Annotated in this window: 20 protein-coding genes; 9 read left to right on the forward strand and 11 right to left on the reverse strand. The window is 48.8% G+C overall.

Translation table 11 applies throughout. The features are described 5' to 3' along the window. From ACJJI5_RS07600 to ACJJI5_RS07615, 4 genes are all read left to right on the forward strand, one after another. Entirely contained in the window at window positions 1–807 is an 807-nt protein-coding gene (locus ACJJI5_RS07600) for a thiazole synthase (RefSeq protein WP_445355916.1), read from the forward strand. Between the two features lie 7 nt (window positions 808–814). Further along, window positions 815–2368, forward strand: a complete 1554-nt coding sequence (gene thiE / locus ACJJI5_RS07605; RefSeq protein WP_445355917.1) for a thiamine phosphate synthase — start codon at window positions 815–817, stop codon at window positions 2366–2368. Next, window positions 2362–3111 carry a HesA/MoeB/ThiF family protein gene (locus ACJJI5_RS07610; protein ID WP_444914413.1) on the forward strand — a complete coding sequence of 250 codons (750 nt, stop codon included), beginning with the start codon at window positions 2362–2364 and terminating at the stop codon, window positions 3109–3111. Before thiE ends, ACJJI5_RS07610 begins: the two co-directional genes overlap by 7 nt. Before the next feature lie 248 nt (window positions 3112–3359). After that, window positions 3360–3833, forward strand: a complete 474-nt coding sequence (locus ACJJI5_RS07615) for a Dps family protein (RefSeq protein WP_108734073.1) — start codon at window positions 3360–3362, stop codon at window positions 3831–3833. A 33-nt stretch (window positions 3834–3866) separates the two neighbouring features. Here ACJJI5_RS07615 and ACJJI5_RS07620 read toward each other — a convergent pair whose 3' ends face one another. Continuing rightward, complete coding sequence (locus ACJJI5_RS07620; protein WP_445355918.1) at window positions 3867–4745, reverse strand: LysR family transcriptional regulator; 879 nt, start codon at window positions 4743–4745, stop codon at window positions 3867–3869. Between the two features lie 166 nt (window positions 4746–4911). Between ACJJI5_RS07620 and ACJJI5_RS07625 the strand changes: the two genes are divergently transcribed. From ACJJI5_RS07625 to ACJJI5_RS07640, 4 genes are all read left to right on the forward strand, one after another. Next, window positions 4912–6891, forward strand: coding sequence for an acetoacetate--CoA ligase (locus ACJJI5_RS07625; RefSeq protein ID WP_445355919.1), 1980 nt, complete (start codon window positions 4912–4914; stop codon window positions 6889–6891). A 94-nt stretch (window positions 6892–6985) separates the two neighbouring features. After that, complete coding sequence (locus tag ACJJI5_RS07630) at window positions 6986–7360, forward strand: hypothetical protein (protein WP_108734070.1); 375 nt, start codon at window positions 6986–6988, stop codon at window positions 7358–7360. A 150-nt stretch (window positions 7361–7510) separates the two neighbouring features. Next, window positions 7511–9310 carry an autotransporter assembly complex protein TamA gene (locus tag ACJJI5_RS07635; protein WP_445355920.1) on the forward strand — a complete coding sequence of 600 codons (1800 nt, stop codon included), beginning with the start codon at window positions 7511–7513 and terminating at the stop codon, window positions 9308–9310. Then, window positions 9310–13317 (forward strand): translocation/assembly module TamB domain-containing protein, encoded by a 4008-nt coding sequence (locus tag ACJJI5_RS07640; protein WP_445355921.1) that lies wholly within the window; start codon window positions 9310–9312, stop codon window positions 13315–13317. Before ACJJI5_RS07635 ends, ACJJI5_RS07640 begins: the two co-directional genes overlap by 1 nt. Window positions 13318–13357: 40 nt before the next feature. On the opposite strand, the gene ACJJI5_RS07645 is transcribed toward ACJJI5_RS07640, so the two are convergent. From ACJJI5_RS07645 to ACJJI5_RS07685, 9 genes are all read right to left on the reverse strand, one after another. Beyond that, the gene (locus ACJJI5_RS07645) at window positions 13358–14119 is read right to left on the reverse strand and encodes a hypothetical protein (protein WP_445355922.1); all 762 of its coding nucleotides are present in this window, start codon (window positions 14117–14119) and stop codon (window positions 13358–13360) included. Window positions 14120–14297: 178 nt separating this feature from the next. Beyond that, a complete protein-coding gene (locus ACJJI5_RS07650; RefSeq protein ID WP_445355923.1) occupies window positions 14298–14771 on the reverse strand; it encodes a hypothetical protein in 474 nt (157 codons plus the stop codon). An 88-nt stretch (window positions 14772–14859) separates the two neighbouring features. Continuing rightward, complete coding sequence (locus ACJJI5_RS07655; RefSeq protein ID WP_445355924.1) at window positions 14860–15987, reverse strand: acetyltransferase domain-containing protein; 1128 nt, start codon at window positions 15985–15987, stop codon at window positions 14860–14862. 483 nt (window positions 15988–16470) lie between these two features. Further along, window positions 16471–16800 (reverse strand): YceK/YidQ family lipoprotein, encoded by a 330-nt coding sequence (locus tag ACJJI5_RS07660; protein WP_413662864.1) that lies wholly within the window; start codon window positions 16798–16800, stop codon window positions 16471–16473. A gap of 225 nt (window positions 16801–17025) precedes the next feature. Continuing rightward, window positions 17026–17529: an SMI1/KNR4 family protein gene (locus tag ACJJI5_RS07665; protein WP_445355925.1), complete on the reverse strand. Its 504-nt coding sequence runs from the start codon at window positions 17527–17529 to the stop codon at window positions 17026–17028. A 38-nt stretch (window positions 17530–17567) separates the two neighbouring features. After that, window positions 17568–18053 carry a DUF6892 domain-containing protein gene (locus ACJJI5_RS07670; RefSeq protein WP_445355926.1) on the reverse strand — a complete coding sequence of 162 codons (486 nt, stop codon included), beginning with the start codon at window positions 18051–18053 and terminating at the stop codon, window positions 17568–17570. A 141-nt stretch (window positions 18054–18194) separates the two neighbouring features. After that, window positions 18195–18956, reverse strand: coding sequence for a thiaminase II/PqqC family protein (locus ACJJI5_RS07675; protein ID WP_445355927.1), 762 nt, complete (start codon window positions 18954–18956; stop codon window positions 18195–18197). A gap of 69 nt (window positions 18957–19025) precedes the next feature. Continuing rightward, window positions 19026–19874: a M90 family metallopeptidase gene (locus tag ACJJI5_RS07680; RefSeq protein ID WP_445355928.1), complete on the reverse strand. Its 849-nt coding sequence runs from the start codon at window positions 19872–19874 to the stop codon at window positions 19026–19028. Next, window positions 19871–20293 (reverse strand): nuclear transport factor 2 family protein, encoded by a 423-nt coding sequence (locus ACJJI5_RS07685; RefSeq protein WP_445355929.1) that lies wholly within the window; start codon window positions 20291–20293, stop codon window positions 19871–19873. Before ACJJI5_RS07685 ends, ACJJI5_RS07680 begins: the two co-directional genes overlap by 4 nt. Window positions 20294–20477: 184 nt before the next feature. Between ACJJI5_RS07685 and ACJJI5_RS07690 the strand changes: the two genes are divergently transcribed. Further along, entirely contained in the window at window positions 20478–21236 is a 759-nt protein-coding gene (locus ACJJI5_RS07690) for a substrate-binding periplasmic protein (protein ID WP_445355930.1), read from the forward strand. An 86-nt stretch (window positions 21237–21322) separates the two neighbouring features. Here ACJJI5_RS07690 and ACJJI5_RS07695 read toward each other — a convergent pair whose 3' ends face one another. After that, a complete protein-coding gene (locus ACJJI5_RS07695; protein WP_445355931.1) occupies window positions 21323–22051 on the reverse strand; it encodes an SDR family oxidoreductase in 729 nt (242 codons plus the stop codon).

Raw genomic sequence — 22051 nt, forward strand, 5'->3', positions numbered from 1 at the left:
GTGAGCGATCTATTAACACTTTACGGAAAAACATTTAACAGCCGGCTCTTGGTGGGCACCGCCCTGTATCCCTCCCCAGCGATTATGCGCGAATCCGTGCAAGCCTCAGCTTCGGAAATTATTACTTTGTCTCTTCGCCGGCAAAATCCGGCACAGCAGCAGGACAATCGATTTTGGGATTATATTCGCGAGTCCGGTTGTCAGTTGTTGCCTAATACCGCCGGTTGTAAATCGCCGCGAGAAGCGGTGGAGCTGGCAAAAATGTCCCAGGAAATTTTCCAGACCGATTGGCTCAAGCTGGAAGTGATTGGCGATGATTACAATTTGCAGCCAGACCCCTTTGGTCTGGTAGAAGCTGCACGGGAATTAATTCAGTTAGGCTTCAAGGTTTTGCCTTATTGCACAGATGACCTGGTTCTGTGTCGAAAACTTTTGGATGTGGGTTGCGAGGTATTAATGCCCTGGGGGGCTCCCATCGGTACCGGGCAGGGCTTGCTCAATAAATATAACCTGCAAACACTGAGCGAGCGCCTGAGTGATGTACCGCTTATTATTGACGCCGGAATCGGTGCGCCATCACAGGCGGCAGAAGCGCTGGAGATGGGCTTTGATGCGGTGTTATTGAATACCGCGATTGCAAAAGCCCAGGATCCGGTACTGATGGCTAATGCCTTTAAACTGGCTGTGGAATCCGGGCGCGCCGCCTTTAATGCCGGCTTGATGCTCAGGCGTCAAACTGCCAGCCCCAGTACCCCCACCCTGGATATGCCTTTCTGGCAGCAGGCAGAGAGCATATTGCAGGATTAGTATTTTTATGCGCGATCAACTCCAATTGAAAAAGCCAATTGTCTGGACCATTGCCGGCAGTGACTCCGGCGGTGGCGCCGGCATTCAGGCGGACCTGCTGACTTTTGCCGATCTCGGCTGCCATGGTTGCAGTGCTATCACGGCCAATACCGCACAGAATACGGTGGAAGTCACTGCAATTAATGCAGTTTCCCTAGAGGTCTTGGCTTCACAATTGCGGGCCTTACAGCGGGATCTATTTCCTGCCGCAATTAAAATCGGTCTGCTAGCGAATGCTGAACAAGTTGTTGCGGTGGCAGATTTTCTGCGCCAGCTGAAAGCGGTGCAGCCGGTTCCGGTTATTTACGACCCGGTTGCTGTTGCTACCAACGGAGCCAGGCTCACCGAAGGGAATATTACCGCAACGGTGTTGGCTCAGTTGATGCCACAGTGTGATCTGGTCACTCCCAATTTACATGAATTGGAATGGCTTACCGGAGCCAGTGTCACTGGTGCGGAATCTATTGTGCAAGCTGCGCGTCAGTTGCACGCCCACGGCGGTACTGCAATTTTAGTTACCGGCGGCCATACGCAGTTGCGTGCGGGAGAAGTTGCCGACTTACTGTGGGATGGTGAAAAAGCCGATTGGTTTATTGGCCGGGAAGTGTCCAGTACGGGCACACATGGCACTGGCTGCACCCTGTCCTCCGCTATTGCCGCCTGCCGCGCTTTGGGCTACCCGTTGCGAGATGCCTGCGTTGTGGGTAAAGCCTATGTTCAGCGGGGCTTGCGTCGGGGAAATAATGCACATATCGGCGCTGGTGCTGGACCTGTAGGTCATTGTGGCTGGCCTCTGGATTTAATCGACTTCCCGGAGATTTTGGTGCCGGGAGAAGAGCGTGCGCTGGATTATGGTTTTGGTGCGGCCCAGCCTCTTGTTCAAGGGTTTGCCCAAACAGACTCTCAAGCATTGGGTTTATATCCGGTAGTGGATACAGTGGAGTGGTTGCAGCGCCTGGCTGAGCTGGGGGTGCGTACTTTACAGCTGCGAATAAAGAATCCGGGTGGGGACCTGCGCGCACAGATTGAGAGGGCAGTGGCTATTGGCAGGGCGTATAACCTGCGCCTGTTTATCAATGATTACTGGCAGTTGGCGATTGAGTGCGGTGCCTACGGCGTGCATTTGGGCCAGGAGGATTTGCAGTCTGCTGATCTGAGGGCAATTCAAGCGGCAGGATTGAAGCTGGGTATCAGTACCCACGGCTTCTATGAATTACTGTTGGCCTACCGTTATCGCCCCAGTTACTTGGCGATTGGTGCAATTTATGCGACCAACACCAAGGATATGTCGGATCAGTTGCAGGGCGTGCAGAAACTTGCGCGAATGGCCGCGCTATTGCCCGATTATCCACTCGTGGCAATTGGTGGTATTAATATGCAACGGGCCGGTGAGGTTATCGCTAGTGGCGTTGGCAGTATCGCCGTGGTCAGCGCTATTACTAAAGCAAAAGATTACAAGCAGGCGGTTGCCGATTTTAATGTCCTGTTGAAAGGTAAGCATGCGGAAGTAGAGCCATGTTAAGTAGTAAGGAATTACAGCGTTACAGTCGCCAGATAATGTTGCCCCAAGTGGGTGAAGAGGGGCAGAAAAAACTGTCTTCTGCGCGAATTCTGATTGTTGGCTTAGGTGGGCTCGGCAGCCCGGCAGCGATGTATCTGGCCGCAGCCGGTATTGGAGAGTTGCACCTGGTGGATGGTGATCATATCGATCTCTCCAATTTACAGCGCCAGGTTTTGTACAAAACCAATCACCAGGGAAAATCCAAAGCCATGGTGGCTGCACAACAATTGGCTGCAGCCAATCCAACTATTCGCATTCACCCCCACAGCCAAATGGCGAATGAATCCTGGCTGCGCGAGCAGGTAAAACAGGTGGATCTGGTGTTGGACTGCACCGATAACCTGGAAATCCGCCATACGATCAACCGGGTTTGTTATCAGGCAGGGTGTCCGGTGGTAATGGCATCGGTGCAGGGGTTTTCCGGCCAGCTGATTAGTTTTGATTTTTCTGAAAGAAAAGGTCCCTGTTATGCCTGCCTGTTTCCGCCCCAGGAGCAGGCTGAAGTCCAGAACTGCTCTACAGCAGGTGTGATCGGTCCGGCGCTGGGTGTGGTTGGTAGCATGCAGGCTCTGGAGGCCATGAAATACCTGATGGATTTGCCGGTATCGAGCTTGAATAAATTGCACTTAATCGAGACGGAAACCTTAGCCCTGCAAACTTTGCAGCTGCCGAGCCATAGTAATTGCCCGGTTTGTAGTGCCTGATTTCTTGTATTGCCAGCAGGGGGCTCGATAAATAGTTTTATTTGGAGAGTCCCTTATTGGCAATGTCTTGTCGCAAAATTTTCTTTCAATAGCCGGGTTAAAATTCACGCCATTTTTGTACCTTATAAATCTTACTTGTCTATATAAATAAGCTATTGGCTCGATAGCTTGTGAGAAGTGAATAAAGGTACCAAAATGGCCTTATAACCATTTCGGTGACAACAGTTTTTGGAAGAGGGATTTGTATTATGAAAAAAATCGATATTGGTATCAGTGAAAAGGATCGGGAAAAGATTGCTGCCGGTTTGAAACATTTGTTGGCAGATAGCTACACCCTTTACCTGCAAACCCACAACTTCCACTGGAATGTTACTGGGCCTCTGTTCCGCGAATTACACCTGATGTTTGAAGAGCATTATACCGAGCTGGCCACTGCGGTGGATGATATTGCCGAGCGCATTCGCACCCTCGGGGTTTCCGCTCCCGGCACTTACCAGGCTTTTGCTCAACTCAGTTCCATCAAAGAAGTTGTTGAGGTACCACCGGCGGAAGAAATGGTAAAAATTCTGACTAAAGGGCATGAGCAGGTGATCAAAACCTGTCGTGAAGTTTTAAAAGATGCCCAGGCAGGAGAAGATGAGTCCACAGTTGCTTTGGTATCTGATCGTATGAGAGTTCACGAGAAAACGGCTTGGATGCTGCGCGCAACCAGCAGTCACTAGTCGCTCAAATAAGTAGAGGCACTTTTATAGACCTTAACCAGTAATCGCGGATAAAAACGCGGTTGCTGGTGCCGACAAGGTGCCACGGCTCTTTAATAATATCCCCACCTCCTGACTCACTACTGGCGCCGATAGTGGCAGGTATTCCAGCCCATATTCCCGAACCTGTGTTTCGCACAAGCTCGGTACTGCACTAATCCCCATTCCCGCACGTACTAACTGGCCGATTGTGCTTAGTTGATTAGCTTCGCAGATATAGTGAACGCCTTTACCACCTTGCCCGAAGGCCTCATCGGTCCAGCGCCTCACCGCTGAGCCGCGGTTCATAGCAATAAAAGGAAAACTGGCCAAGTCACTCCAGCGCACTTTTCCTTTTTCGCTGAGGGGGTGCTGGGGTGGTATGACTGCGATAAAACGATCCCGGTGTAGGGGCACAAACTCAAGCCCACCTAAATCCTCGGGACGAAAACTGATGCCCAGCTCCGCCCGGCCATCCTGTACCGCTTGGGTTACTCGTTCCATCACCACATCTTCCAGCAGGATATTGATTTGTGGGTGTTGGCGGTGAAAATTGGCTAATAATTGAGGGAGTTGGTTGAGCGCATAGGCGGGAATTACTGCCAGGCGCAACTGCCCTCGCTCCAGGCGAAAGGCCTGCTGTACCGCATCCAGGGATTGATCCCAGTTGTGCAGTAGTTGTTCGGCGCGGGAGAGGAATTCCTCTCCCTCCGGGGTGAGAGTGAGTTGGCGGGCTTCTCGACTGAAAAGCGGGCCGCCAGTCGCATCCTCCAGATTGCGGATGGCAATGGACAGGGCTGGCTGGGAAGTGTGCAACTGAGCACTGGCCTGGGCCAGGCTGCGGCTGCGGGCCACTGTGACAAAGGCGCGTAGTTGTTTGATCGTGGCACTCACAGCGGCAGATTCCTGGGGAGTTAATAGATTTGGCTATGTTAACTTTTATTTAACAAATCTAAAAAAGATTAAAATAGTTTTAAGTGGTGGGGCAGGGCATGATTGCTCCCCTTGTGCCCGAGAGGGCGATTCGAAAACACAATAATGAGCCACAAGGTCTGTTGAAATGAAGGACAACTCCCAACCGCTCTGGCAACCCAGCGCAGAGGCTATTGCCGCCACCCAGATGGATGAATTTCGTCGCAGGGTCAACCAGCAATACCAGCTGGATCTCAATGATTACGCGGCCTTATACCAGTGGTCTGTAGATAATCGCGAAGCTTTCTGGCGGGAGTTGTGGGATTACACCGGAGTCATTGCTGCAGATAAGGGTGATGAGACACTCAGTAACGATTCCATGCCCGGTGCGCAGTGGTTTCCACAGGCACGCCTGAACTTTGCTGAGAACCTGCTGCGTTATCGCGATGACAAGGCTGCCCTGGTCGAGCGCCTGGAGAACGGTAGCCGCCGCGAGCTGAGCTACAAGGAGCTGTACGATCGGGTGGAGCGCCTGTCAGCGGCCCTCGTTGCCCAGGGCGTTGTTGAGGGGGATCGGGTAGCGGGCTTTATGCCCAATGTGATCGATACCGTAGTAGCCATGTTGGCCACCACGAGCCTCGGTGCTATCTGGACCTCCTGCTCACCAGACTTTGGTATCAATGGAGTATTTGACCGCTTTGGCCAGGTGCAGCCGAAAGTGCTATTTGCCTGTGAAGGATACTTCTATAACGGTAAGGTTATTGATTCATTGCCGCGTCTGCGCGAGATCATGCAGCGAATCGAATCCATAGAAACTTTGGTAGTGGTACCGGTTGCGCGCTCAGAAGAGGAAACTGCTCAGGTACTAGCGGCAGAGCCGCTGGGTAAGGCGGTACTACTGCAAGCTTTTGAAGCAGCGGCGCCCGCTCGCGAGCTCTCCTTTGTACAAACCGAATTTAATCACCCCCTGTACATTATGTACTCCTCGGGTACTACTGGTGTACCCAAGTGTATTGTACACGGTGCGGGTGGCACTCTAATCCAGCACCTTAAAGAGCATCGCTTACACTGCGATCTGCGCCGTGAGGACTCTCTGTTTTACTTCACCACCTGCGGTTGGATGATGTGGAACTGGCTGGTGAGTGGCCTGGCTTGTGGGGCGACTCTGGTGCTGTTTGATGGCTCACCTTTCTACCCCTCATCCCAAAGTCTATGGGATATGACCGATGAAGAGGGAATCAGTGTGTTTGGCACCAGTGCCAAATATATTGCTGCGCTGGAGAAGAGTGGCTGCAAACCCCGGGAGACCCACAAGCTGGAGAAATTGCGTGCAGTGCTCTCCACAGGCTCTCCGCTGGCCCACGAAGGCTTCCGCTATGTCTACAGAGATATAAAAGCAGATCTCTGCTTATCCTCTATTTCCGGCGGCACTGATATTGTGTCTTGCTTTGCCCTTGGCAACCCAACTCTACCGGTCTATGCCGGTGAATTACAGTGTCGCGGCTTGGGTATGGCGGTGGAAGTCTGGAATGATACAGGCAGTGCAGTGGTTGAAGAGAAAGGGGAGCTGGTTTGCTCCAAATCCTTTCCCTGTATGCCGATTGGCTTCTGGAACGATCCAGATGGAGCCAAGTACCGCGGTGCTTACTTTGAAAATTGGCCCGGTGTGTGGGCGCATGGGGACTATGCCGAGATTACGGCACACGGTGGTGTTGTGATCTATGGCCGCTCCGATGCAGTACTTAATCCCGGCGGTGTGCGTATCGGAACCGCAGAGATTTACCGCCAGGTGGAGAAAGTCGAGGAGGTGCTCGATAGTATCTGTATCGGCCAGCCCTGGCACGACGATGTACGGGTAGTGCTGTTTGTGGTTTTGCGAGAGGGTATTGTACTGGACGAGGGTCTGACCCAGAAAATCCGCTCCACGATTCGCGCCAATACCACGCCTCGCCATGTACCGGCAAAGGTGATCCAGGTGGCGGATATTCCTAAAACTATCAGCGGTAAGATTGTGGAACTGGCTGTGCGCAATGTGGTGGAGGGTAAACCGGTTAAAAATAAGGAGGCCCTGGCCAACCCTGAAGCCTTATCGCTATTTGAAAAGCTGCCGGAGTTGGCAGAGGAGTAAGTTAGGGAGCGTAACCCGGCGCCATTTAGTTTGCTGCGGTTCTGCGCTACCCTTCACTTTATAAACACCAATAATTTACGGTAGAAAAACAGTCATGGTTACTTATTTGTACTGGGCAGCGGTGATTGCCCTGGTTATTGCTTCTCTTTTTATCGGCAGTCGCCTGGGCAGCCTTAAGATCGGCGCAATCGTGGCTGCGGTTTTCTTTGTTGGCGGCTGGCTTGCCTACTACTTTCACTATGAGCAGGTTTTCGTGAAGCGTTTTGGCGGGGTCATGCGTATCTCTGTGCCCGATGGGTACCGCCATATCGGCGCCACCTGGAAAGAAGATAATTTGTGGATCGAGAATTATAACCCCAAAACTAACCAGTGTATTTTCACGGAGTATTCCAAAGGAAATATTCTGGAAGGGCGGGTGATTATCCAGGATTGTAATCCCTTAATGCCCAGCCAAGGCACACAGCCATAGAAGTCCCAAACGCCGAATCGGCTTATTGGCTGCTCAATAAGTCGATTTAATTATCCCAGCTGTTGTCATCAGCTGGATATTCCAGCCTACGGAGGGAACGGATACCCGGATTTTTTGCGGAGTAGCCGCTACTGACATTGGATAAAGATCTTGCGAATTCTCTTTGTCTCCCTACTTGTTGCCCTTCTAGCGCTGCCAATGCAGCTGGCAGCAGCCATCCCATTTTTTGATCGCTTGCCGGGTTTTACCCTACTGGTGCAGGGCGATCCCCAGCTGCAGGAAAAATTGACCTCCGAACTCAACGAGTTGCGCAAGAACAGTAGTGCGCTGGAAAACTACGATGATCCGGCGGATATTGCGCACTATGAGCGGGGTAACCTGGAAAAATTACTGCGTGCGCAGGGATATTATGATGCCACTGTGTATGAGTCTGTTTCTGGCAACCAAATTTTCTATAGTGTCACTCCCGGCCCCCAATACCATATCAAGAGCCTGGATATTGATATGCCGGCCGGTTTGCGGGCAGGCTTTAGCGGCTTACCTATCCATGTTGGAGATCCCCTGATTGCCAGCAAGGTACTTGAGGGCGTAGAAAAAATTACCAAGTACCTCAATGAAAATGCCTGTCTGCTGAATGTGGATGTCAGCTACCAGGCAACGGTGATTCACCGGGAAGCTGCTGCGAGACTGGAATATCGGGTGGCCCCCAGTCCCGAAGTCCATGTTGGCCAAGTCCGCATTGAAGGAGTCACCTCTATTGAAGAGGACTACCTGTTGGATAAGGTCAAGATTAAATCCGGAGATTGCTTCAGCCGCAGTAAACTGGATGCTGCGCAGTTGCGCCTGCTGCGCACCAACTTAATTGCCAATGTAAATACTGAAGTTTCTGAACCCTACGATGGGTTGGTGGATGTTACTTTTGTTATTCAGGAGCGCAATCACCGCACCATAACCTTGGGGGTGGGGTACACCTCTGATGAGGGAGCCGGTATTTCAGCAGCCTGGGAACATCGCAACGTTTTCCATCGTGGGGAAAAAATTGAAGTCGAAAGTAAGCTCAACGAGGTAAAGCAAACCCTGGAAGGCAAGCTCACTATTCCCCGTTTCTTCCATGACAAGCAACGCTTGACCGCCAGTATTGCTTTGGAAGGAGAGGATGTTGATTCCTACCGTTCAGAGTCCCTGACATTCAGTGCACTGGTATCGAGAAAAATCAGTAAGCATCGCACGCTGAGTGGTGGCGCCGAGCTGAAATTCAGTGAAGTGGACGAGAAGGTGGAAGGGGCAGTTGAAGCAGATGATCCCGATGAAAACTACACACTGTTAGCTTTCCCCCTGGGCTTTAAATTAAACACGACAGACAAACCCCTGGATGCCCGTCGTGGCGCCACTTCTGCGCTGGAAGTAAAACCCTATATCGATCTTAGAAATACCAATACCACCTTTGTTAAAAATACCCTACAGCTCACTGCGTATAAAACAGCCGATGACTGGCGTTATAAGCCCACCTTGGCAATAAGGTTGAAAGCCGGGGCAATTACAGGGGAGTCGAATCTTGAGCTGCCTGCGGATGAGCGCTTTTATGCCGGTGGCGGTGGCTCCGTGCGGGGTTATGGTTACCAGGAGTTGGGTCCGCGACTTATTGAGATTAATGATGAGGGTGAGGAAACCCTCTCCGATGCTATCGGTGGTCGGGGACTCAGCGAGATTTCTTTTGAGGGCCGTTTTCGTTTTACGGATACCTGGGGCGGTGTGATTTTTCTCGATGGCGGCAATGCCTATGAGGACGCAGCGCCCAAGTTTTCCGACCTGTTTTGGGGAACGGGTTTTGGCGTGCGCTATATCACCTCCTTTGCCCCCATCCGCATGGACATCGCCTTTCCCCTCGATCGCCGTGAGGGCATCGATGATCGCTACCAGGTGTATGTGAGCTTGGGGCAGGCATTCTGATGCGCTGGTTGGGCCTGTTTGGGCTGGGCGTTGCCCACTGGGTGGGTGCTTTCCTGCGTGGGCTCTGGCGCTCCCTGGGTGCTGGGGGTTCCCTGGTAACAGGCATTTGTCTGTTCCTCCTGATGTCCGCTATCTATTTCCTCAGCACGGAACCGGGGCGCGTCGGCCTTACTCGCGGGGCTTTTTACGCTGCCGAGCAATTGGTGGACGACCTCGAAATTGAGGCAGAGGGAATTCACAGTGAAAAATTAGGATTTTGGTTTTTCGAGCGACTGAGAATTGACTATCGAGCTAATACGCTTGCCGAAGCCCAGGACCTGGAAGTCAACCTCAACAGCTTGTCCCGAGATCCCATCGATATTGAGCGAGTGGGGGCCAAAGATTTACTGCTCAACCTAAATATCCTCAATGAACTTCTCTCTGCGCTGGCAGATTCTGGCGAAGAGGAGGTTGAAGTTGTCAGAGAGGAGCAGCCATCGACTACTTGGGAGTTGCTAGTTCCCGGGTTTCGCTTGGCGCAGCTGGATATAGCTCGCCTGCAATTGGTGGACAGCCGGTTGACGGGGATTCCCCCTGTTGCTATTCAGGCTAACGCCCAATACCGCTGGCAGGATAAACCGGCGCAGCTATTTATCGAAGTGAGTGAGCTGAATGGTTCCGAGTTTAATCTCACTGTAAATGGCCGGATGCAGGGCGAGCGCTTTGTAATCGATTTCTCTACCAGTGAGGTGGGCCAGGGGTTTGTCAGCCGACAGCTGCATCTGCCGGAAAATCAGGTATTGGATGCTCGCGGCGAATTATCCCTGCGTAAGCAGGGTGAAAAACTGCTGCTGGATATTAATTCGATCGCAGCTCCTCTAGCAGAACATCAGCTGGATCTGACAGGGAGTATCGAAGCCGATATTAACCCCTGGCGTCTCTCTTCAAAGGGGATTTGGCTGCGAGTGGATGAGCGGCGCAGTACGATAAAAGGCAGTATCAGCGCGGACGGTGTCAATGGGACAGTTAATCTCAATCAAATCCCGCTAACACTTTCCCGCCCTTGGCAGGATATCCTGGACAGTGGTTGGCTCAGCGCAGATTTTTCGGTGCAGGGCTCCCTGCAACAGCCGAATATTAATGGCAGCTTACAACTGGAAAGCAGCTACCGGCAGCAGCCCCTGCAATTGGAGGGCCGGGTCGATACCCAGGCAGGTGTGATTGACTTGCAAGCCTTATCTTTGCACTTTGCCGGTGCACGGATCGAGGTGCTCGGTAGTGTAGATATGAATTTGAAAGCACTGGATTTGGTGGGAGAGATTGATGAGTTGGGTGTTGAAGAAATTCGCCGGCTTGCAGCTTCGCTTCCCCAGGCTGATAGGGTAGATATCCCCACTGCTTTATCCGGCACCTTGCATCAGTTGCGTCTGGAGGCCATCGGCTCATGGAAAAACCCAAACCTCAATTTGTCTCTGAGTGCAGTGAGTACTTACCACGACTTACAGGGTGAGTTGACGGCGGCGATAAGTGGAAACCTGCACACGCTGACTATTGATGAATTGGTGTTTACCGGTGAGAAGCTTAATCTGGAAGTAATCGGTCAGCTTGATATTGAACAGAAGCTGCTGGATTTACATGGGCAGATCGACGGCAAAAATATCAGCTTTCGCGATGACCTTGGAGTTACCGAGGCAGAGGGAGTAAGCCTAGGGGGATCTTCTGAAGTAACGGTCCAAGGGGAGTGGAGTAACCCCCAGGTAAGTATTTTACTGGATTCCAATGGCGTCGCGCAGGATTACCCCTTTAACTTAAAAGGGGAAGCCAGTGGCGATATGGACCTGATAGAGGTCAGTGACCTGCGATTGGAGTTATTTACCAACGGCAATGGCAACCAGTTTGGTTCATCTTCAAGCAGAGGCCCTCAGTCCCCCGTGATTGCCTCAGGTTTTGATAAAGGGGAGCCGGAGCCCCTACAGAGCCAAAGCCGCCTGACAGCCCTCGCTGAAGATGCCCAGCAGCTGGGTCGGGTGGGGGTGGCATTGCTGCAGGCCGATGGTTCTATCGAACCTCGGCAAGACCGATTACAAATTGATATGGGCGCGCGCAATCTACCGCTGTTCCTGGTAGATATTGTCGGTCTCTCTCTCCCTAACTCCCTTGAAGGGGAGTTGAGCTTGGATGGCAGGGTTGATGGGGCTATTTCCAACCCGCAGATTAAAGCTAACCTGATCGCCCAGGGAGAATTTCATCTGGAGCCCTGGCATGTACAGGGTACTTTGGACTATGCAGACAGGAGCCTGGTAACTGATGGTATCGAGCTGCTATGGGCGGGTCGCAACCAATTATCGATACTGGGTAGCTTGAATGCAGAGCGACTGGATTTAGAGTTGCGCGGCCAGGGTGATCTATCGGATTTGGCGAATAGTTTTTCTAGCGGTAGGGCGGGTAATGGTGATGTCAGCCTTTATGCCAGTATTGGTGGAAGCCCCAAGCAGCCTGAATTCCAAGGGGAGTTGCGAGCTACCGGAGAAGCCCTGGGGCGAGGGCAGCGCGGAATCCAGGTTCAACCGCTTTCGATAGTATTGGATTGGCAGACAGAGAATGGAGAGCTGGATGCATCCCTGATTGCCCAACACGGCGGTAGCAACGCAGTAAATAGCCAAGTAAGTGTATTGATTGCACCGATCTTCGAGCAACTATTTGCTGAGAATAATCAAACTGGTGGCCTGCGAAATGTGCCCTTTCAATTGCAGGGGCGCGGTACGGCCGATTTGTCAGTGATTGCCGAATATATTGATCCCCGTGTCCACCGTATGCGCGGCTTGCTCAGTTTCAACGTTGACGGTACCGGGAATTGGCAGCGTCCTCTATTAACCGGTGATATCGAATTGAGTAATGGCCGCTATGAGCACCGACCGAGCCATACTCGCATTGCGGATATTAACTTCTACGCACAGCTGTCTCCTGAGGAGTGGCGGATTGTACGAGGAAGCGCTACCGATGGTGATGGTGGGCGGATAAACCTGGGAGGGGCGGTCTTTTTACCTCCGGATAGCTCGCCCAGTTTTGACATCGTATTAAGCCTCAGTCGGGCCCACTTGCTGAACTCACCGGGAGTACGCGGTGCAATATCCGGTGATGCCCGTTTGTCGGGCTCAACCCAGGATGCAGAAATTACCGGGCGATTCACTTTGAAGCCGCTGGCCTTACAGATTGAGCAATGGATTGGCAGCAGTGTTCCGGAAATCCAGGTGGTGGAAGTTCAGGTTGATGGCCCACAGGTGCAGCGATCTTCTCCCCTGTTTAGCAAAATCGGATTGGATGTAGAGATTGTTTTGGATCAGCAATCCTATGTGCGCGGACTTGGCTTAAATTCCCAATTGCGCGGCGTGGTGGATATTCAAGGCACCGCAGATAAGCCAAAAGCCTCTGGCGAATTAACAATTGTTCGCGGCAGCTTTGATTTATTCGGTAAGAAATTTGATCTGGAAGATGGAGAAATTCGCTTCGAGAATAATGAGGTCGCTATCCTGGTTGAAGGTGTCTATGAATATAGCGATGGAGAAATAACCGCGCAGATATCAGGTACTGCTGCGGACTTGGATATTACATTTACCTCTGACCCCTCGGCCTCTCAGGATGAGATACTGGCGCAATTGCTTTTTGGGAAGTCATTATCAGATATTTCACCTTTACAGGCTGTTCGCTTGGTTAGTGTTGTTCGCAGTTTGCAGTCGGGTCGAGCGGTATTGGACCCTATCGCTAAGACACGCGAGCTGTTGCACCTGGATACACTCAATATTGAGCAGGAGGAGGGAGATGAAGGTGATGAGTACGCATTGAGCTTGGGCAAATATATTACCAATCGAATTTATGTGGAATTACAGAGAAGTACCGATCCTCTCAGTCCCTGGCAGGCGGAGATGCAAATAGAACTTAGGGATAACCTCAACCTGGAGTTCAAAAGTGCCGATGACGGTGACAGTGGTTCCGGTAGTGTAGAGTTACAGTGGAAAAAAGATTATTAGGGTTTTCGCCACTAACCCCCTATCGTTGTAGAAAGCATCGCTAATATTTGGTGATTAGCATATCCGTTATTTTTAACGTGCAACCTGGCTGGGGTGGATTGTTGACGCCCCAGTTGTCGATCACGATCATCATGGATTCATCAAAAATTACAGGCCCCTTTTCCCGGTAGGCATGCCAAAGCTGATTTGAATCATCGCACTTATACGCAGATGCTTCACACACTCTTATATCCCATTGATAGGTTCCACTAGCTTCACCCGATATGATTTTCCTGGATGTAAAAGTTATATGCTGTTGGGCACCACTCTTCACCTGTAGGGGACCTGTTTGGCTTGTCCACGCCGCCTGTTTGGGAAGCCCTCCCCAATTGGAAGCGAAACCTCCCGGACCATTGGAGCCTGTTGTTTCTACAAAATCGACTTCCCGCTGCCCCCCGGCCCAACATCCACCGGGTTGTTCACACCAGGGGAACATATAAACGGCAATCCACTCTTTAGCACCACATTTACCTGGGGGCACGTCAACCTTAAAGTCAATTGCAGAAATATCTTTCATTCTAATCTCGGTATTCCCGCACTGAACCGCAGATGTATAAGCGCAGGAGCCTTTGGTATCGCCATCCATAATAATAACAGCGGATCCTTCCGTATTGCTTGGTTGAAAGCTGATTTTAGTGCAGCGATTGTTCTTGGCCACTTTGTCATCTTGATGATTGAATATGGGCTTACATGTTGTTGCTGATGCCAGATTTAAGGTGGATAGGGCAGCAAAGATCAGGAAGAGTCGGGTTGCTTGTAGCATGGCGTGGAGCTTGCAAACTATAAAACTCAATAAATTATAGTTTGTGTCTTGATGATCAGGCTTTAGTAGAAATGTTTAGCCTGTCAATAAGATCAATTTTGGCTGGTAGCATAAAGGTCACTTTCACTTATCCAGAAGGTAACCTTTTTATAGATGAAGTCCAATGATCATTGAGTGTTTACAAATGATTCTGAACGTAACTTAAAACATCTGTTGGAGTGCAATTGTCCATAAATCTATCTTGCAGGCTGTAGGCCATTTTTTCCAGAGGTGCACCGTTGTAGCCGTAGGTCTGAATTTCACTGATATAACGTTTGATAAATGACTCTGCTCCCAAGAGAGACCATTGGTGGATATGGACTAACTCATGAAAATGAAGGGAAATTTCCGCAGCAAAAGGTGTTTTGACAAAGTAGGTATCTTTGTAAGTGATGCCGGCTACTTCCATGTCGACAAAGTCACCCAGGCCAGCCTGGTAGAGCTCGGGAAACCTCGGTTTTGGAATATTATCAACCACTACAAAGTAGCTTTTGCTAAGAAATTCTTTCGTATAATACCCTGAAAACTTCCCTGTGAACCTTGCGCAAGATTGTCTCACTTCTTTGAAGTCTATCAGTGTTTGATCAATCCATTGGTCTATTTTTTGCAACATCTATATCGTCCTGATTGAGAGGTAACTCTGGGGCTTTGCTCACCCCAGAGCAGAATTTTTAATATGCGAAATAAAATTGTTCCGAGAGTTATACGTAGGAGTATATCACCGATCCACTTTCTTTTTTCTTTTGAAGATATTTCTTGCAGGGATAGTAAAGTATCGCAATCAGAGCAATCCAGTAGGCATAGGTTCTCAGTAAATTAGGTGTGTAGCCCTCGGGCCATGCTTTGGATCCGTTGAAGAAGTTGGTTGCTACTCCAAACTCTAAGTAGCTCCATAGATGTGCGGACAGATTGATCACTGGGACATGGAGTAAATAGAAGAACAATGAGGCCTGCCCAAAGAGGAGCAATACATCCAGTATTCGGTTTTGCCGATTTTCTACGATAGCCATGATCAAGAAAACTATACTCATTGTCATAAGGATATAGCTGAACGACATTGGGTATTTGGCGGTGTTGATAAAGCCCAGAAGCCCCTGCTGTGAATTCCAATCATTGGGGTCGCCAAAGCCTATTAGTCTAACTGCAATAAATATAATCGATAGCGCAGTTGCTGTTGTTATTAGTAGACGCACTCGTTGCTTGTTTGCCATCTCGTAAAGAGGCCCAAATACATAACCAAGGTACATAAGAGCAAAGAGGGGAATAATATTGTAAGCAGCAAAAATCCCGGTGTTGAACTCGAAAAGTCTAAAACTAGTGCGTACATGCGCAAGAATCCAAAGCCATTCATAGCCACCTAATAGCTGGCGCATGAAGTCATCATTCAGGTATCCATGTAAGGATATTACGGCCAGGCAAACGATGGTGGTCCATATTATTGGCAAATAGATTAAGCCCGCCAGTATGATCATGGATACGCCCAGTGCCCAGATTACCTGTACAAAAGCGTAATTATAAGCAAACTGCCAAGAGAGGTTTACCAAGGTTAGTTCGAGGATAACTAGTACTAACCCTCGAAGCATTAAGAATTTTGCCAACTCCGGCTTGGAGTTAAGTTTTTTACCGTGAAAGTAGGCACTCAATCCTGTAAGAAATATAAATCCAGGGGCACATATGTGCGTGATCCAGCGAGTTAAAAACAAAGCGATGGAGGATTGGGATAGGTCCAATGGGTCAAACTGGGTTGAAGTCCAATAATCTCGAGTATGATCGAGGGCCATAATAATTACTAATATACCTCTCGTGATGTCTATTGCTGGATATCGCAATTTGTTATCTCCAAAGTTAGTGAGTTCTATAGCGTTTTCTCTCTAAGGGTTCTTTTTACCTTGAGGTTGGAATCTAGAAATAAGACAGTTAAAGGAAGCTATAAATGATGTCTCTCGGTCTTTGCTTATTGTTGTTTAGGGGCAGGTGGGAGCTGTCTGCCTTTCATATTGTACATATATTCTTCAAGCAACCAATTGCTTTTTAATTGTGTGATATGTAGGTGGAGGGACGATAGTGCAGGCATTTTGGTTCTGGCAAGTCCAAGAAATTTTGTCCACCCAATAATCAATATTATTTAATTTGCTTGCTTTTGCTTTTAGCCTAGGGGCAGCTAGAGGCCGGATCATGGATTTGAAAGTAAGACAAAATCAGTGATCGCGGCCTGTTCCCAGTGAATATATTTTTCTGTGGTTAAAAGAGAGGTTTTTCAGTTGGGCTTATTAATAACTGCTTTAAAATTATTAAGCTACAGGTGGGGCCTATCAGTTTACTTCGATATTACCATGCTTCGCCTGAGTCACTACGGTATACGGCAAAACAACGGTATCAGCGGCTACAGAAAAAACAGCATCTATAGCTACCAGTGGAACACGGTTGATAGTTGATCCAGTATTTACAGTCTGACTGGGTTCGCTATTTAGCAAGCAAAAGGAGTAAGAGGTTCCGCTATAAACTCTTGGAATACTTTCGCAATAGCTTTTGTGGCCTCTATGAGTAATATCTACCTGATTATTCTTAGGGTTAACTGTCTTCACTGTGGCGCATGAGACACAAACTAGAGAGGCTGATACTAAAGAAATAATACGTTTCACAAACTAATCCTTGCTGATGTGATCTTTTGCGGGGCTATAGAGTAGCGTTTTCTAAATTGGTTCCAGGTTTTGTGTGTACTATAAGTATTATCTGTACTCAATTGGAAGTGAAGAAAGTCAAAATTTTCACATCTGAGGTTTACTTTGTCGCTGCTTGGCGGTATCTCAAACTTAGAACATTAGTTTCAAGTAATGGGCGGACTGATATACGATATTGGTTAGAATTTAAATATTTTTTACCGGATGGCAATTTTTTAGAAATTCATTAAAGCTGGATGAACAATAGGAAATTCTATACTCTTCCGCTTCTTCCATGGTTTCAATCGCATCTGGTGCTTCAATGCAGCCTGGATAGTAAATGCATTCATGGTCCAAAAGATAAATATGACCGAAGCGGTCTGGGTGTAGGCAGAACATAATTGTATTCCCTCCTTCGTCAAGGCCGATTGGCAGTAGTTCCTTGGGGACCCATGGGTCGATCGGTTTTTTGGCTGCGTGGCGCATAGCGTTAAGGTCATACATACGCCGGGGGATAAGATTGACTCCATTCTGATCTAAAAATTCGACAGGATTTTCAAATATTCGCCCACCGCTGCAATTTTTTAGATAGTTCTTTATTTCATTTGGTAGAGTTGAGCCTAATACAAGTTCAAACTCTGTAAGCTCTTCTTCTGTTGCGACCTTTCCACCTGCATTCTTGATTGCGGCGATAAACGCTGTCAGCTCCATATCTGGTCTCTTTTAGGGTGAGTGTCAATTTTTTGGAATTAAACCCATTTGGCCTCTATGCCTTTTCTTTTGAAATCTTCTAATATTTCTGGATTTTCTTCATTGTAGAAAAGTATGAGCTTTTTCAGGTTTGGTAGGAGGTTTGTGTCTTCGGTGGAATGAATATCAAAGTCGTCAGTAGTTCCGCACCAGAAGGGAATGATTTGTAACCAGATATGACTGCCCCCATCTTGATGAAGGTCAGTTATGTCCTTTAGCCATTCTTTCTTAATTGGAATGGATCGGAAGTGGTCGAGGGCTTCGGGGATAAGGTCGTACCCTTCTTCTTCTATATCTATATTTCTTTCAGTGTAACTATCGGCAAACTGAAAAATATCGAATTCAGGCTGTATTACCTTATAATGGTACATTAACTTATCCAGGACTAATAATCTGAAGTTTTCATCCTTGAATTCCGCATATTCACTCATTTTTAAGTCTACCTTTACTTTCCATATAAGTATTGTGAGATCCATTTTTTTCATTGTCTACAATATATTTCGTAATAGGGGAAGTTCTTTCGGCTTGAGAGAATAAAAGTAGTTTTTACTAGGTCAATCAAGAATTTTAGGTATATCTTTGGCGGTTAAGTAATGCCGATAAGTTAGAGAATTTGAGTTATCGTACTAATTGCGAATGTTGCTTGTTTCAAATGCCCGCCAAAACTCCCGTTCATAGGCTTGGATTAACCGCACGCGAATGGCAATATCATTTTCTCGAACACCTGAAGCTAGTCCTCTTGCAATTATATCGATAGCCTGTTCCCTGAATCCTTCTGGAAGTTGGCTAAAAGTCATTAAGAAACTGAGCTGTTCATTGGTAAAGCGTTTATTTTGTTTGAGAGCTTTTGCAACGCGCTCAGCATTTTTGCCAAAACTCTGAAAGTTTATTAACAGGGCAGCGGCAATTTCGGCGGGTGTAGCGTAGTTGGCTAGCCAGGTAGTATAGGCTGGATAGGCTTGGGCACCTGCGAGTGGTTGGTATTGGGCGATCTGCTCGGGTGAGATGCCCAATGCTTGAATCAGATTAGGTAACAGGGTATTAGCTTGAATTTCTGCTGTCGTAATTCGAGTAAAAAATGCTCTCGTACTATGTCCCGGTAAGCCACCAAAACGATGCAGAGATAGTGCATTACTTCTCAAGTCCGATAAGTTAATAAGGCGTTGCTCCATTGCAAAAGCCTGTAACTTAGCGTCCGGTAGAGTATTTTTTTCCAGCTGTAGAACAAAGACAGGAGTAGGGCCCTTGAGATACAGTTTTTCAAGGCGCTCTATCAGAGCCTTTGCATCCTGTTGGTTTGTGGCGATATCTGCTGTGGCCGCTTGAGTCATGGCCAAAAGAACAACCAGTCCCACAAGAGCGAATCTTAAACAATGCGTATTGGCCACTATTCCAACTCCGCTGGTGCACGAAATAAGCATAGCAGGAGGACAGAAACCGGACTGGTAGCGTATTTGTCAGGCCACGGTACTTTTTCCGCGTATTAGTTCGGCGGGATCAATTCGATAGAAATGACTTAACTCCTTATAGAGCTCCGGGTGTAAGGCGTGCATAGCCGTTGGGATCGTATAGAAACTTTCTGTTGCTACAGCAAAGAACTCAGCGGGAGACTGGGCGCCGTATAAATCGAGCACAGAGGGTGTATCACCAGGAAACTCACCGAATTCAGCTCTTTGTCTCAAACGGTGGAATTCCCGGCTCATAACCTCAGCCCAGGTGGACCCTTCATCACTGCTTTCAAATAGAGGGCGGCCATCAAAGTAACCATCCTCTTCATCGACTTTGTGGGCGAACTCGTGCAGGGCGACATTGTGGCCCCGTTCAGGCGATTGTAAATCTTTCTCCAGGTCACCCCAGGAGAGGACTACGGGTCCACGATAATGTGCCTCCCCTTCACGGGCACTGTGCCTGGCTGTTTCTATATAGCCTTCCCGACGGGTTTCGTGAGCGACATAGGTGTCCGGGTAGAGCAACAGGCTGTAAAGGTTGGGGTAGCATTCATTCTTGCGGCCCAATAGAAGTAGGCAGGCATGGGCAGCGATGGCCACCTTCATGCGTTCATTGACTTGGAGTCCCTCGCAACCGACAAACTCTTTGCCGTGGAGAAATAGGGCGATATTACTGCATAACTCCTGCTGTTGATTGGAGTTAAGGTAGTGATAGAGAGGAAGATTTTCCCTAATGAGTTGTAGCTGTTCCCGCGTTAAGGGTTTTGAGCGCAGGTAAAAAATGCGCCACTGCTGGTAGAAGTGGGGAACCAGCCATATTGCTAGGGCCAGCAGGATAATTGCGATAAAAGCGCTCACAGCTTAAACGCCGGTTGTTTGCGTGAGATATTATCTTCCAGCTTAAATTCTTGGCAGGGAGTCCCCTGGTGAAATTTCATTTGCCACTGCCCTTTACTTCTAACCCAAATAGATGATCGTTTACAAAATCCCTTGTACTCCCCTTGCTGGCCTTGCCGTGCAGATTTATACAACAGCATAATGACTGTGTCAGAGAGAGGAATGCATTCATAGTTTTGGCTGTGAATTTCCCAGCCCGTATTTTCCTCCTGTTGCATTGATCGCACTATTGCCTTGAAATCAAAGGTCCGCCCGGATTTCCCTACCTCTATAAAATCAGAGCTCAGTAGCTTGCTAATGACTTCAGGGTCTTTGCGCATCTCGAACTGATGCAGCTTTGTTTCATTCTCAATCAGAATATCGGCAATCTCATGTATCACTGTTTTACCCGGTATGCCCCAGTTGCGACAAATTACTATTTGCCTGATTTTAGAATGGGGAGTTTACTGCCGAATTCAAGGTTTCGGATGGATACAGTTATCCGAAAGCGAAGCTTGATAAATGGGGGATGTCTGCCAACACTTAGAGCGTCTGGGTGATTTTCCTGTCACTGTGGAGAAGCTTATGCGTTCGCTATTGGCCTTATTTGTCTTGATGTTTGGAGTCTGCACCCAGGTGCTGGCCCAGTCCGGTGAAACCCCATTAAAAGTAGCGATCGCAGGGGATGCACCGCCCTATGTGATTGACGGTGCGACCAGTGGTTTGGAAATAGATATCGTTCGGCAAGCTCTCCCTGGCTATAAGTTGGAGTTCGTACAGATGGGGTTTGCGGAGACGGCCCCGGCACTTGAGCAGGGTATGGTTCAGGCAGCGGTGAATGTACTTAAGAAGAATGATGGCCTATTTTACTCGAACAATATGATCAGCTTCGCCAATTACGCTATTGCTAAAGCCAGCGCAGAAATGAAGATTGGCAGTATTGCAGATCTCGCGGGTAAGAAAGTGATCACTTGGCAGGGCGCTCCCATGGATCTTGGGCCCGAATTTGAAAAAATGTTTGGGCCCAACGGCACCCAGAAACAGAATGTTATGCAGGCGCCAACAGCGCGTGACCTGGTTGCCCAATTCTGGAAAATGCCAGATGTGGTCGCTGTAGTAGATATGGAGCTGTTTAAGTACTACAGCAATAAAATGGGTCATACCATGGCTCAGGTTGACCTATTTCAGATATTTCCAATGATGACAGACTTTCGAGTCGGTTTCCGCGATGAAAAAGTGCGAGATGACTTTAATCGCGGGCTGGCAGAGCTGTGCAGCAGCGGCCGCTACAAAGCCCTATTGCAGAAATACGATGTGGTGCAGAAGCAGGATATTTGTAAATGACCCCTTGTTACTGATTATCGATAAGACTGTACTGCATTAGGAGAGCCGAGTTTCCCTCGGCTCTTTTTTACTTGAAGAGTTCAGTGTCAGGTTGCCACGCTTGGCTTTACATTCCACTCAAAGGTCCAGCAGGTTTTCTCCTGCTGAAGTACATGAAGGATTTGTCTGGATAAGGGCGCTTGATCGATAAAGTACTCATTTCCCAGGTCTTCATTCCCCGGAAAATTACGACTTCGAGTATTATCAAGGATACCTTCAATTAATAAGTGAGATACATGTACTCCCTTTGCCCCAAGTTCTGCAGCCAGGGACTGGGACATCATTCGCAGAGCTCCCTTGGCAGCAGCGAAGGAGAAAACATGAGCAAAGCTATCTACCGAGGCTGAAGCGCCAATATTCATAATGGCTAAGGGTGGCTGTCCATCCAGCTTCCATACCGAGAGAACTTCTTGGGTGATATGGAAAGCGGTTTTAAAATTTAGGGTAATCGATCGGTCGAAGTCCTGCTCGCTGATATTGGTTACTGTATCTCCACCTGTCCAGGTTCCGGCATTATTTACCAGTGCAGAGATGCCACCGAATTTGCTGCGAATAGCTGCGACTGCTTCCTTTGTGGCTTTGGGGTTAGTGATATCAACTTGCAAAGCTAGCACTCTTGAGGGATCGTCAAATTGCTCGGAAACTTTCTGAAGGTCCTGTGAATTGCGGGCCAATAGGGCAACGGGGAAGCCTTGTCGGTAAGCCTCTGCAGCGATATCCACTCCCAGCCCACGACTTGCACCGGTAACTATAAGGGCATTTTTTTTCTGGAACAT

This window comes from Microbulbifer maximicatervae (SeqCode) (assembly GCF_052467955.1).